Genomic DNA, 12,496 nt, shown 5'->3' on the forward strand with positions numbered 1-12,496 from the left:
TGATTTCTCAAGATACTTGTCTAGGCTAGCGATGGGTGGTGATGCGGCCGAAGGTGCTCTTGGTACCCCAGATTCCTCGCCGCAGGCACTCGAGCTGCACGATCTGGCTGTGGTCCACGAAGAGGTTGACGTCGATTCCGTAATTCTTGATATACCACGAAAAGACCTCCGGGTCGGCGGCTTCGAACATCACGTTCTCCATCCCCACATGCTTCATGATCTTCGCCGCCACGTCCGTTCGCCACGGATCGGCGTTCTCGGTGATGCCCTCGGATTCGATCATCACGATCGAGGCGCCGGCGTCGAGACACTCGTTCGCCGTGTCGATCAAGATTTGCGGGTCGCGAGTCCCTTCGGCCTCCAGCTCGGCCTGGCTGGTGTCGCCGCCGGCGCCGAACTGGATGCCGATCTCCGGCTTCGGTTTGAGGCCCGCCTTCTTGACCTTCTGGATCAGGCGGATCAAGTCCGGGGTCGGAAGCTGGATGAAGCCGGTGGACAGCTCGATCATGTCGAATTCCAGCCGCTTGCACTCCTCGATGTAGGCGTCGATCTCCTGCGGCGCCCGCGACAGCACGTTCTCGATCCAGCCGCCGGTGGACACGTAAACGCCGTGATCGTGACAGATACGGTTGAGGTTCCTCACGTACTCCGGTGGCATCAACGAGAACGAGCCGCCGGCGTACTTGTAGCCATCGACGTGCTCGCCCATGCCTTCGAGCAGCTCGCGGGTGTAGGTGGGCGTGACCATCGCGTAGTAGGGCCCGCGAATCTCCGTGATCGACCGGGTGCGCGGTTTGGGATCGCGCTCGTTCATGGGGACGAAGGGAAACGCGCGGGACTGCCAGAGTTGCGACTGTTCTTTTTCAGACAAGGTCATTCTCCTGGGCCGGTTTGCGGCCTAAGCTTCGAGGTTTCCGAGGATGGCGGCGAAGTCGCGGGCGCTGATCTGCTCGATATTGCGCACCGCGTCGACGATGGCTCGGCGGGTTCGCTCCGAGGTGAAAGGCTGCGCCAGATCGTTGAATTTCGCGATCACCGTCGGCCAGCTCATCGGCCGGGTATGGAAGCCCTCGTAGTCGGTCTTGGTGACGCGGTGGACGGTGCCGTTTTCGAGGGTGATCGCGAGATCGGCGCAGAGTTCCCCCGGGAAGCGGTCGGTGTACTCCTGCTTGGGCCGGACGGTGAACCGCTGGATGAGACTTTGAATGTCCTGCCGCGTCACCCGGTCGCCTTCGTACTGGGCCGGCAGCACGTTGCCGTCGATGAGCGCCACGCCCACCATGTACTGCAGGGAATGGTCGGCCTCTTCCTTGGTGCGGACGATCGTCTTGTCGCCCTCTTCGCCGCCGCCGATGATGTGGAAAGCGACGTCGAAGATGTCGATCTCGATGTGGCGGATCTGGTCCCAGGTGAAGCCGTGCTCGGCCTGGAGCTCCAGGGCGCCCTCGATGGAGGATTGGGAGTGGATCTCGGCGTTGTACTTCTTGATGATCGAGCGCTTGACGTTTTCGAGGTCTTCTTGCGCCCAGTCGATGTGGAAGGGGCCGGCGATAGACTCTTTGAACCCCTTGTTGCCTTCGAAGACCTCCTCCGGCCCGGTGATGCCCCGGTGGGCCAAGAAGGCGGCGTGCGTGCCGACGAAGCCGGTGTTGGGGTAGGCCAACCCCTTCCAGTGCGACAGTGCGCCGGTGCGGGTACAGCGCAGCGCGTTGTTGCAGGTGCCCGAAATGGCGATGGCGTTGGCGGTCTTTTCCGGATCAAGGCCGAGAGCCCGGGCGACGCCCGCTGCCGATGCATAGGCGCCCTGTACGGTGTGGTCGAATCCCTTGGCTCGGACCGGCGCCTCGTCGCACAGTCGTCCCTGCACCTGGTATGCCGCGGCCATCGCCGTCAACAGGCGGTCGCCGGAGGCGTCGGCGTACTCGGCGGCGGCGAGCACGGCGCCGAAGTTGTCGGACTGGTGGCAGGTCTCACCCTTCGCCAGATAGCTGTCCATGAAGTCCAGGTATCGGCTGAGAGCGCCGTTGTAGAAAGCCGCCCGGTCCGGCGCGCTCTTGCCGCCGCCGATCAGGGTGCAGTGGGGGCTGCCGCCAAAGTCTTTGTGGTGGGCCCGGATCATTTGGATCGGCTCGCCTTCGAGGGCGCCGATGGCGACCCCGATGGTGTCGACGATCCGCTTCTTGAGTTCTTCTCTCGCTTCCTGGGACATCCTTCGGTGGTCCGTGCCGGCGACGAAGCGGCCGAGCTGCCGAACTTCCGTGTCCTTGGGTGCCGCCTGACTCTCGGTAGTCATTTTCCTTGGGTCTCCTATCGTGCTGTCAGCGGCCCCCCCGCGGTCCGGCGCCGGAGCGCCTCGGAGCCGCGGTAGCCGCGAAAGGTGCCAATACTGGACCAATATAGTACTATTTTGGTCAACACCGAAAGGGCGGCGCCCCCGATTGGGCCGTTCTGCCCCCACTCAACCCGTCATCGAAGCCATGGAGAGTACGATGCCCGCCTCACAATCCGCCCCCCTCGGGCTTTCCGATCTGACCGAAGACGAGTGTCTGGTCGTCTCCATCTCGCGCGCCTGGCGACGGCTTGGCCCGACCCAGGCGGTGGCCGAGCACAGCATCGCGCGGCTACTGCAGAAGGATCGGATCTACCCGGCGCTCGACGCCCTGTTCGCCACCTTCGGCCCGCTGTTCGCAGATGAGCCCGCCGAAGCCGACGCTTCCGATCTCCTGTCGCGCAGTGAACAGGCGCTCCTCGACCGGCTGACCGCGGAGGATGTGCACCAGCGCCAGCCGCCGGAAGTCCGGGCGTGCAGGGCAGCCCTCGGACAGGCCCGCATCGAGCTGCGGCCCCTCGGCAGCATCGAGCGGTCGGGGTACGACCGGCTGATGGATCGGATGTCTCGTAGCTATCAAATCTCGATGCGCCGGCCCATGTGAGGGGGTTCCGAGCGTCATGTCCATTCAAGCCGTGATCCTGAACCGCAGGACCGAAAAGGTGCTGTGCGACGTGGAGTCTTACCGACCGGTGCCGCCGGAGGTGGCCGAGCGCAACCGCAAGACCGTTCTCGAGGCCGTCAAGGCGGCCGGCTGGGCCCCGTATCACCACACTCGCGGAGTCGCGGGAATCCCCGAACCCTGGCGGGTTCATATCCTGTGGCACGACGACGTCCGGAAGGCGGCGGTCTACCTGCGGGACGAGCTTCAAAACACCACCAAGGTGCCGAAGCTGGCGGCCGCCGCGAGCGTCGTCATTTTGGTCACCTGGCTGCCGCAGTTCTACGAATTGGCCGCGCGCAGCGACGGGCAGGTCGCCATCGACGAAGAACACCTGGCGGCGGCCTCGGCCATGGTGCAGAATCTCCTGCTGCTGCTCACCGAGCAGGGCATGGGGACCTACTGGGGAAGCGGCGGGGTGTTTCGCAAACCGGAAATGTTCGACTACTTGGGTATTCCGCGGGGCGAGCGCCTACTGGCGGCGCTGCATGTGGAATACCGGGAGATGATGGATCCTGGGAAGGAACGCCGGCCCGGCAAGAACCGCCACAAGCGCACCGACGCCTGGATCCGCGAGATCTCCCTTTAGCAGGCTGGGTGAATTAGGCTTCGCCCGATGACTCCAGAAACCTCTGGCGCCATCGAGCCCTGCGGGCTCGGGGCAGGCTGAGAAAGTTCTTGCTCGATCAGCCGCCTGCTAGACGACGAGCCCTCCGCTCACTCCAGCAGCCTGCCGGCCACCTCGAAATCTTCGGCGTCGGCGAGGAGCTTTTCGAGTTCCGCCGGCACCGGCTCGACGGCGCGGCTCTCGACTCCGATTGCGCCGTCTTCTCCGCGGGTGGCGACGTAGTTGACCCGTTGCTCCGCTTCGGTGTCGGGATAGTCCGAGCGCTGGTGCGAGCCGCGACTTTCCTGGCGCAGCAGGGCGCCGCGCAGCGTCGCCTCGGCGCTGTCGAGGGAGCCGAGCAGGTCGAGGGCGAGCGCCAGGTCGCCGAAGCCTTCGGCGCTCGGCCGGACGTCCACCCGCTCAGCGGCCTGCCGCAGGTCGCCGATCCGTTCGAGCCCGGCCTCTAGTTTTTCTTGGCTGCGCACGACGCCGCAGTGTTCCCACATCAGGTCCCGTACCGCCCGCTGCAGCGGCCGCGCCAGCTCTTCGTCGTGCTTGGTCAGGCGGTCGAGTTCATCGTGGGCGGCGCGGATCACGGCGCGGCTGCGGCGCTGTAGATCGAGGTCGGCGGAATACTCCGCGGCGCTCTCGCCGGCGCGTTTGCCGAAGACCAGGATCTCGGCCAAGGAATTGCCGCCCAGGCGATTGGCGCCGTGTACGCCGCTGGTACATTCGCCGGCGGCGTAGAGGCCGCGCACGGCGGTGGCGTGGGTGGCCGGTTCGACCACCACGCCGCCCATCGTGTAGTGGGCCGTCGGCGCTACCTCCATCGGGTCCCGCGAGATGTCGAGCATCTGCGACTCCATGAACTGGCGGTACATGCGGGGCAACTTGTCGAGGATCTCGTCCTTCGTGCGGTGGCTGATGTCGAGGAACACGCCGCCGTTGTGGCTGCCCCGGCCCTCGACGATCTCGGTGTAGTTCGCCAGCGCCACCCGGTCGCGGGTCGAGAGTTCCATGCGCTCGGCGTCGTAGTTCGCCATGTAGCGCTCGCCCGCGGCGTTGAGCAGGTGACCGCCTTCGCCGCGTACGGCTTCGGTGACCAGGGTGCCGGCCATGGCCTCCGGGAACACCATGCCCGTGGGATGGAACTGCACCAGCTCCATGTCCGCCAGCCGGCAGCCGGCGTGCAGGGCCAGGCGCATCGCGTCGCCGGTGTTCTCGTCGCGCCGCGACGAGCTGCGCCGCCAGATGCGCGTGTGGCCGCCGGCCGCCAGCACCACCGCGTCGGCCAGATAAACGGTGCGTTCGCCGGTGACGATGTCGAAGGCGAGGGCGCCGAAGCAAACGCCCTGGCCGTCGGAATCGTCCACCAGCAGGCGGGAGACGTACTGCTGGTCGTGAATCGGAATCTCCAGCTTTTCGACCCGGTCGGTCAGCGTATGGAGCAGGGCGCGGCCGGTGTAGTCGCCGGCATAGCAGGTGCGCCGGTATTTGTGGGCCCCGAAGTATCGTTGATCGAGCCGCCCTTCGTCAGTCTGGGCAAAGGGGGTTCCCCACTCGGCCATTTCCTGCACCCGCGCCGGCGCTTCGCGCACCAGCAGTTCAACGGCCTGAGGATCGGCCAGGTGGTAGCCCTCCTGGTAGGTGTCGACGAAATGCTGCTGCCAGGTGTCTTCGGCGTCTACCGTGGCGAGCACGGCGTTGATGCCGCCCGCCGCCAGCACCGTATGCGCGTCGTTGCGCATGCGTTTTCCGAGCACCACGACTTCAGCGCCGGCGTTGTGGGCCGCGATCGCCGAGCGCAGGCCGGCTCCGCCGGAGCCGATGATCAGGACGTTGGAGACGTTTCGCCGATGGTTGTTTTGCATGGTTCTAGACCTTCCCGGGGTGTTTGCAAGCGGGTAGACCGCGCGATCCGCGGTTCGTTTTGGGTCCGTGCCGGAGGCCCATCACCGCAGGGCCGCCGTCGATATGGGACAGATATAGTACGCTTTCGCGGCGCCCGCAAGGAGGCACCGGTGATCGGTCGTAGGCCGGGCCGTGCATCCGCCGGCAGCGCATCATCCTGAAGACATCGATCCACACCGCCGCCATCGGTTTCCCGTCCGCGGCTATATTCGAGGTGAAGAACATGCAATTGACGAAATGGCTCATCGGCCTTGCGCTGATCGTGACCCTGACCGCCTGCGCGGCACCGGAGTCGGCGGAGACCGCCGGCGAGGAACCGGCCGCCGCCGGTACCGAGACCACCGAGGACACGGCAAGCGAGGAAGCGCTCAGCTCCGGCGAGCAGGCCAACGCCGACTTCGAGGACCAGCTTTCCGGCGCCGACTTGCTCGCCGCGCTGCAGGCCGGCGGCCACATCATCTACTTCCGCCACGCCCAGACCGAGCGTGACTATGCGGATCAAGCGGATCCGAACATGAGCCTCGACGACTGCGAGTCGCAGCGCAAGCTGAGCGCCGCCGGCATCCAGGACGCCGAGGACATCGGGGCCGCCTTTACCGCCCAGGCGATTCCCGTCGGCCAGGTGGTGACGAGCGACTACTGTCGCGCCTGGCAGACGGCCGATCTGGCCTTCGGTCGTCACGAAAAAGACTCTCGGCTGAACTTCCTGCCCTTCGAGGAGTACACCGAGGCGCAGGTGGCGGAGATGAAGGCCAACCTGATGCCGCTGTTGACGCCGCAGCCGGAGAGCGGAACCAACACCGTCATCGTCGGCCATGACGATCTCTTCGAGGCGGCCACCGGGATCTACCCGGAGCCCCAGGGCATCGCCTATGTGCTGACGCCCGACGGCGAGGGCGGATTCGAGCTGGTGGCCAACGTGCTGCCGGCGGAATGGTCTGAACTCTAGCCACCGGAATTCCTCGCGGGTCCGGACGGCGGAGTCGAGGAGCGGTGATTGACCGCTCCTCGACCGCCGAACCCGTCTGCGGCGTCGGCGCTCGACTCTCTCGACCGATGCCTCCGATCAGAAGCGGAAGATGACCTGCACCCCCGCCTGGCGCGGATTGCCGTAGGTACCGAGGCGACCGCTCGGGCCGCCCTCGAAAGAGGTGACGAGGTACAGCTCGTCGGTGGCGTTCTGAACGAATCCCAAGATCGAGTAGAGGGCCGTTTCGTAACCGCCGCGGAAGTTGAGCAGGGTGCGAGAATTGGCGATGAACTCGGGATCGTTCTGCACCTGGGCGAAGGCTTCGGACTGATAGCCGACGTCGCCGTGCACAAACCAACCGCCGCCGAAGCGATAGTTGAAGCCCAGGGCGGCGGTCCACTCCGGCGCCAGGGAGAAGCGATTGCCGGAAAGGTCGCCCTGCTCGGCGCTCTGGAAGTCGGTGAACTCCGTGTGGGCATAGCCGAGGGAACCGTACATGTCCCACGCCGCCAGCGGCCGATAGCCGAAATCGATCTCGACGCCGTGAATCTCCGACTCGCCGGCATTGACCGTCAGGAAGTCGAAGCTGCTCGGAGTCACCTGAACGCTCACCTGCTGATCGGTCCAGCGACCGGCGTAGAGGTTGGTGTTGACGGTCAAGCGCTGGTCCAGCCCCTGAGACCGCAGCGAGAACTCCACCAGGTCGAGGGTTTCCGGATCGTATTCGTTGAAGCGTCCCACCAGGGTCACCGTGGCGCCGCCGGCGCGGTAGCCGCGCTTGTAGAACAGCGACCCGGTGAGGTTCTCGCTGAATTCGTAGCTGACTCCGGCCTCCGGTAGAAAGGCGTCGTAGTCGGACTCCGAATCGTTGATCGAGGTGCCGGCCTGGGACAGCAGTACGGCGTTCACCGCCGCGACGGCACCGGCGAGCTGCGGCGGCAGCAGGCTGGGGTCCGGTAGCTGCGCCAGCGACTCGGGCGCGGGCACGGTGGTCACCGACTCGAAGGAGTCCAGTTCCTCGCGATCCCAGCGCACACCGGCGAAGGCCCGCCAGCGATCGGACAGATTCCAGTCCCAGTGGCCGAAGGTCGCGAAGTTGGTGGTGACGATGTCGAACGGCGTTTCCAGGGTGATGCCGACGGTCTCCGGGTAGAGGAAGAGCAAGAACTCGGGCACGCCGAGTTCCCGGGAGGTGACGTTGACCCGGCCGAAGGTGCGGCCGGCGATGTCGACTTCCGTGTAATAGAGCCCTAAGACCCCTCGGCTGCTGTCGCCGGTGAATTCGAAACGCACGTCCTGGGCCCAGTTTTCATCCAAAGAGTCGCGGGTGGAAAAGGCGTTGCCGCCGCCGGGCCCGGTATCGTTGTCGCTGGTCTGCCGGTAGTCGGAATCGAGTACCGAGGAGATCGAGCGCAGGGTCCAGCGATCGCTGAGCCCCCAACTCAGATCCGACGACAGCACCAGGGTGTCGTTCTCCACAAAGGTGTCGACGTTCGAGGCGTTGATGCGGTCGCCGCCGAAGGCGAGATCGACCACGTCACTGCCCCGGACGGTCTCGCCGTACTGGGCGGAGAGCAGCATGGTGAAGTTGCTCGCCGACGGAGACTGATAGAGGTACTTCATGCGCATGGTGAGGTTTTCGCGGCCGTCGAAGTCGTCCTCGCCGAGGGTCGGATTGGTGACGAAGCCGTCGCTGTTCCAGGATTCGGCGGTGAAGCGGAGGGCGGAGCGGTCGCTCACCGGCAGATTGACCATGCCCGCCGCTTCCCAGGTCGCATCCTCGGCGAAGCCCACGCGCCATTGGCTCTCGTTGCGGAGCACCGGGTCTTTGGTCGACAGTACGATGGCGCCGGCCAGGGCGTTGCGCCCGACGTTGGTGGTCTGGGGGCCGCGCAGGATCTCGATCTGATCGACGTCCCAAAGCTGGGTCGGGCCAACCCGCTTGGCGAGACCGGTGAGCGCCACGCCGTCGACGTAGTAGCTACCGAGTTCGCCGATGCCGCCGGTACCGACGCTGGTGTGGTTGATGCCGCGGATGCCGAAGCCCTCGCCGTTGGCGATCGGATAAGCATTGGCCGTCTGGTTGAAGACATCCTGCAGCTCACGGGCACCGGCATCGGTGAGGGTGTCGGCGTTCCATACGGCGACGCTTTCCGGCGTGTCCTGGAGGCTGTCTTCGATCAGGCTACCGGTCACCATGATGGTCTCGTAGATCTCGTCTTCCGGCTGTGCCCCTTCTTCAGCGGCGCTCGACGAGTCGGTGGCGACTTCTTCCCCGGACCCTTCGGCGACCGGCGACCGGCTTGTGGTCGACCCTTCGCCGGGCTCCTGTGAAAAGGCGCTCGGGACCCAGGCCCAGAATCCCAACAGGGTCCATATGATCACGACAACTAAAGTACGAGTGGCAGACATAAGAATCCTCTTCACCCCCGAGTGGGGGGAGACGCCGGCGTGCTTCACAGCGAAGGGCGCGGGCTCAGTGGCTAGTGAGTGGGGATGCTAGAAATTCCCGTCTCGACGACGATGCCAATACTGGACTTGTCCGGTCCAGATTGTCAAGCGTCCGTCGGCTGGCATCGTCGCCCTCGAGAAGTCGGTTGAATTGGCTCGCCCTCGCCTGGTAGAACACCTACGAACATCGAGCCGAAAGGCTCGTCGCGCCGCGATCAGCACTTCATCGACTGGGCCGAGGACGCATGAAAAAAGAGAGAATATTGACCGGGGACCGACCCACCGGCAGGCTCCACCTGGGCCACTACGTCGGCAGCCTGAAAAATCGGGTTTCCCTTCATCGGCGATACGAGACCTACCTCATCATCGCCGACCTGCACATGCTCACCACCCGCAATTCGGTGGCCGACATTCGGTCCACCAGAGCGATGGCGACGGAACTCGTCCTCGATTCCCTGGCGGCGGGTATCGAGCCCGAAAACGCGACCTTCTACCTGCAGTCCGCGATTCCGGAAGTGGCGGAAATGAACCTCCTGTTTCAAAACCTCACCACCGTCTCCCGCCTGTCGCGCATCCCCAGCCTGAAGGAAATGGCCGTTGCCGCCGGCCGCTCCGAGATGCCCTACGGCCTCCTCGGGTACCCGGTTCTACAGGCGGCCGACATTCTCTGCGTCCGGGCCCATCTCGTGCCGGTGGGAAAGGACAATGCCGCCCATGTGGAGATCACCCGGGAGATCGCGCGGCGATTCAATCAAAAATACGGCGAGGTTTTTCCCGTGCCGGAAGTCCTGGTGGGAGAGGTGCCGACCCTCGTCGGCACCGACGGCAGCGCGAAAATGAGCAAGAGTCTCGGCAACTCGATCCTGCTGTCGGACGACGCCAAGACGGTCGAGAAGAAGGTTCGCTCGATGTACACCGATCCCAACCGGACCCGCGCCGATGTGCCCGGCCGGGTCGAAGGCAACCCGGTATTCATTTACCACCAGACCTTCAACTCGAATCGCGAAGAAGTCGAAGACCTGAAGGCCCGCTACCGCCAAGGCGCCGTTGGCGATGTCGAGGTGAAAGACCGTCTGGCCCGGGCGCTCAATGCGTTTCTGATGCCGTTTCGGGAACGCCGGAAAGTTTACGAAGAGACTCCCGGATTGGTGGAAGAGCTGATCTACGAAGGCACCGAGCGCACGCGACGGGAGGCGCAGGCGACCCTCAAGGAAATGAAGAAAGCCATGGGCCTCGCCAGCGTATGGAACGGCATCCGGCGCAAAGCCGAGAAGAGCAGAAAACGCCGGCAGTGAGCAGCATGGGCTAGACCACCTCCAACCCCCAAACATTCTGGAACCCTCGCGGCAGCTTGCTGCCGCGGTTGGCGCGGTTGCCGTGGAAGGGTTCCAGCTCCGCGGCGCTGAAGTGGATGTAGCGCTTTCCGGCGTGGACGCGGAGAGTGCCGTTGGCCGGTAAGGCGACCACCGCCGCCATCACCTCGTCGCCGGCGGCGAGGCGCTTCTTGGGGATGTTCAAGATCTTGTTCCCTTTGCCGCGGGCCAGCTCCGGCAGGTCGGCGAGCGGAAACACCAGCAGGTAGCCGGCGGTGGAGACGGCGGCCACCAGGGCGCCGTCCGTGCCTTCGGGCAGCGGCGCCGGCTTCAAGGGCAGCGAGCCCTTCGGCAGGGTGAGGAGCGCCTTGCCCTTGGACAGCCGCGTGACCATCTCGCCGAAGCGGCCGACGAAGCCGTAGCCAGCGTCCGAAGCGAGCAAGAAGCGGTCGTCGTCGGCGCCCATCAGCACCGCCGTGAAGGAGGCGCCGACCGGCGGCGAGAGCGAGCCGGTCAGCGGCTCGCCGTGGCCGCGGGCGGAGGGTAGGGTGTGCGCCGACAGGGCGTAGGAGCGGCCGGCCGAGTCGAGGAACACCGCCGGCTGGTTGCTCTTGCCGCGGGCGGCGTGGAGGTAGGCGTCGCCGGCCTTGTAGGTCAACTCTGCGGCGTCCACGTCGTGGCCTTTGGCGCCGCGCACCCAGCCGCGCTCGGAGATCACCACCGTCACCGGCTCGGAGGGCAGGAGATCGGCTTCCGAGTAGGCCTGGGCGGCTTCCCGCTCTTGGATCGGCGAGCGTCGCTCGTCGCCGTATTTCTCGGCGTCTGCCTCCAGCTCTTCGCGCACCTGTTTCCGCAGCCGCGCCTTGGATTTCAAGATGCGGTCGAGGTGGTCGCGCTCGGCCATCAGCTCGTCCTGCTCGCCGCGGATCTTCATTTCTTCGAGGCGCGAGAGATAGCGCAGCTTCAGTTCCAGAATCGCTTCCGCCTGGGTGTCCGTCAGTTCGAAGCGCTTCATCAGCACCGGCTTGGGTTTTTCCTCCTGGCGGATGATGGCGATCACTTCGTCGATGTTGAGGAACGCGACGAGGAAGCCTTCCAGGATGTGCAGCCGCTCGGACACTTTGTCGAAGCGGTATTGCAGGCGCCGGCGCACCGTCTCGGTGCGGAAGGTGAGCCACTCCTTGAGCAGCGTCTTCAAATCGTAGAGCCGCGGCTTACCCGAAAGGCCGATGGCGTTCATGTTCACCCGGTAGCTCTTCTCGAGGTCCGTCGAGGCAAACAGGTGGCCCATCAGGCGGTCGGCGTCCACCCGGTTGGAGCGCAATTCCAGCACCAGCCGGGTGGGGTTCTCGTGGTCCGATTCGTCGCGCAGATCGTCCACCCAGGGCAGCTTTTTAGCCTGCATTTGGGCGGCGATTTGGGAAAGCACCTTGCTCCCGGAGACCTGGTAAGGCAGGGCATCGATCACCACCGTTTCGGAGTCTTCCCGCCGCCAGGCGGCGCGCAGTCGAAGGGAGCCGTGGCCGGTTTTGTACATGCCGGCGATCTCTTCCGGCGGGGTGATGATCTCGGCCTCGGTGGGGAAGTCCGGCGCCGGCAGGTGCTCTAGCAGTGCGGCCGTTTCCGCTTTGGGGTGTTCGAGCAGATGGACGGTCGCCGCCACCAGCTCCTTGAGGTTGTGCGGCGGAATGTCCGTCGCCAGGCCGACGGCGATGCCCGAGGCGCCGTTCAACAGCACGTGCGGCAGGCGCGACGGCAGGATGGTCGGCTCGCGCAGGGTGCCGTCGAAGTTGTTGCCCCACTCGATGGTGCCCTGGCCGAGTTCCGACAGCAGGGTCTCTGCGAAGCGGGTCAGCCGCGACTCGGTGTAGCGCATGGCGGCGAAGGACTTGGGATCGTCCGGCGAGCCCCAGTTGCCCTGGCCGTCGACCAGCGGGTAGCGGAAGCTGAACGATTGCGCCATCAACACCATCGCCTCGTAGCAGGCGCTGTCGCCGTGGGGGTGAAACTTACCGAGGACGTCGCCGACGGTGCGGGCGGACTTCTTGAACTTGGCGGCGGCGGATAGGCCGAGTTCGGACATGGCGTAGACGATGCGCCGCTGCACCGGCTTCAAGCCATCGGCGATGTGCGGCAGGGCGCGGTCCAGCACCACGTACATCGAGTAGTCGAGGTACGCCTTTTCGGCGAAGTCCGCGAGGGGTCGCTCTTCCGGCGCGTCGATGTCGATTGGCTCGATTCCGTCCGTCATGGA

The 12,496-nt window shown here is 65.3% G+C and carries 9 protein-coding genes; 4 read left to right on the top strand and 5 right to left on the bottom strand.

Translation table 11 applies throughout. The features are described 5' to 3' along the window. Window positions 1-25: 25 nt before the first annotated feature. Both AAF481_02535 and AAF481_02540 read right to left on the bottom strand, forming a co-directional pair. Window positions 26-877 (bottom strand): phosphosulfolactate synthase, encoded by an 852-nt coding sequence (locus AAF481_02535; protein MEM7480026.1) that lies wholly within the window; start codon window positions 875-877, stop codon window positions 26-28. Window positions 878-898: 21 nt separating this feature from the next. After that, window positions 899-2,293, bottom strand: coding sequence for an MmgE/PrpD family protein (locus AAF481_02540; GenBank protein MEM7480027.1), 1,395 nt, complete (start codon window positions 2,291-2,293; stop codon window positions 899-901). A gap of 196 nt (window positions 2,294-2,489) precedes the next feature. Between AAF481_02540 and AAF481_02545 the strand changes: the two genes are divergently transcribed. Both AAF481_02545 and AAF481_02550 read left to right on the top strand, forming a co-directional pair. Beyond that, window positions 2,490-2,933: a hypothetical protein gene (locus AAF481_02545; GenBank protein MEM7480028.1), complete on the top strand. Its 444-nt coding sequence runs from the start codon at window positions 2,490-2,492 to the stop codon at window positions 2,931-2,933. A gap of 16 nt (window positions 2,934-2,949) precedes the next feature. Next, the gene (locus AAF481_02550; GenBank protein ID MEM7480029.1) at window positions 2,950-3,579 is read left to right on the top strand and encodes a nitroreductase family protein; all 630 of its coding nucleotides are present in this window, start codon (window positions 2,950-2,952) and stop codon (window positions 3,577-3,579) included. A gap of 128 nt (window positions 3,580-3,707) precedes the next feature. Here AAF481_02550 and AAF481_02555 read toward each other — a convergent pair whose 3' ends face one another. Further along, window positions 3,708-5,468, bottom strand: coding sequence for an FAD-binding protein (locus AAF481_02555; GenBank protein ID MEM7480030.1), 1,761 nt, complete (start codon window positions 5,466-5,468; stop codon window positions 3,708-3,710). Between the two features lie 263 nt (window positions 5,469-5,731). Between AAF481_02555 and AAF481_02560 the strand changes: the two genes are divergently transcribed. After that, window positions 5,732-6,457: a histidine phosphatase family protein gene (locus AAF481_02560; protein MEM7480031.1), complete on the top strand. Its 726-nt coding sequence runs from the start codon at window positions 5,732-5,734 to the stop codon at window positions 6,455-6,457. 117 nt (window positions 6,458-6,574) lie between these two features. Here the strand turns inward: AAF481_02560 and AAF481_02565 are convergent, their stop codons facing one another. Next, window positions 6,575-8,863 (bottom strand): TonB-dependent receptor, encoded by a 2,289-nt coding sequence (locus tag AAF481_02565; GenBank protein ID MEM7480032.1) that lies wholly within the window; start codon window positions 8,861-8,863, stop codon window positions 6,575-6,577. A 311-nt stretch (window positions 8,864-9,174) separates the two neighbouring features. Between AAF481_02565 and trpS the strand changes: the two genes are divergently transcribed. Then, on the top strand, window positions 9,175-10,224 hold the full coding sequence (trpS, locus tag AAF481_02570; GenBank protein ID MEM7480033.1) for a tryptophan--tRNA ligase: 1,050 nt from the start codon (window positions 9,175-9,177) through the stop codon (window positions 10,222-10,224). Window positions 10,225-10,234: 10 nt separating this feature from the next. On the opposite strand, the gene parC is transcribed toward trpS, so the two are convergent. Next, window positions 10,235-12,493, bottom strand: a complete 2,259-nt coding sequence (parC, locus tag AAF481_02575) for a DNA topoisomerase IV subunit A (protein MEM7480034.1) — start codon at window positions 12,491-12,493, stop codon at window positions 10,235-10,237. Window positions 12,494-12,496: the final 3 nt, after the last annotated feature.

The organism is Acidobacteriota bacterium, assembly GCA_039030395.1.
Lineage (GTDB): Bacteria > Acidobacteriota > Thermoanaerobaculia > Multivoradales > JBCCEF01 > JBCCEF01.

Coding starts and splice junctions, on each gene's coding strand:
- AAF481_02535 (MEM7480026.1), bottom strand. CDS start 877: ATGACCTTGTCTGAAAAAGAACAGTCGCAACTCTGGCAGTCCCGCGCG.
- AAF481_02540 (MEM7480027.1), bottom strand. CDS start 2,293: ATGACTACCGAGAGTCAGGCGGCACCCAAGGACACGGAAGTTCGGCAG.
- AAF481_02545 (MEM7480028.1), top strand. CDS start 2,490: ATGCCCGCCTCACAATCCGCCCCCCTCGGGCTTTCCGATCTGACCGAA.
- AAF481_02550 (MEM7480029.1), top strand. CDS start 2,950: ATGTCCATTCAAGCCGTGATCCTGAACCGCAGGACCGAAAAGGTGCTG.
- AAF481_02555 (MEM7480030.1), bottom strand. CDS start 5,468: ATGCAAAACAACCATCGGCGAAACGTCTCCAACGTCCTGATCATCGGC.
- AAF481_02560 (MEM7480031.1), top strand. CDS start 5,732: ATGCAATTGACGAAATGGCTCATCGGCCTTGCGCTGATCGTGACCCTG.
- trpS (MEM7480033.1), top strand. CDS start 9,175: ATGAAAAAAGAGAGAATATTGACCGGGGACCGACCCACCGGCAGGCTC.
- parC (MEM7480034.1), bottom strand. CDS start 12,493: ATGACGGACGGAATCGAGCCAATCGACATCGACGCGCCGGAAGAGCGA.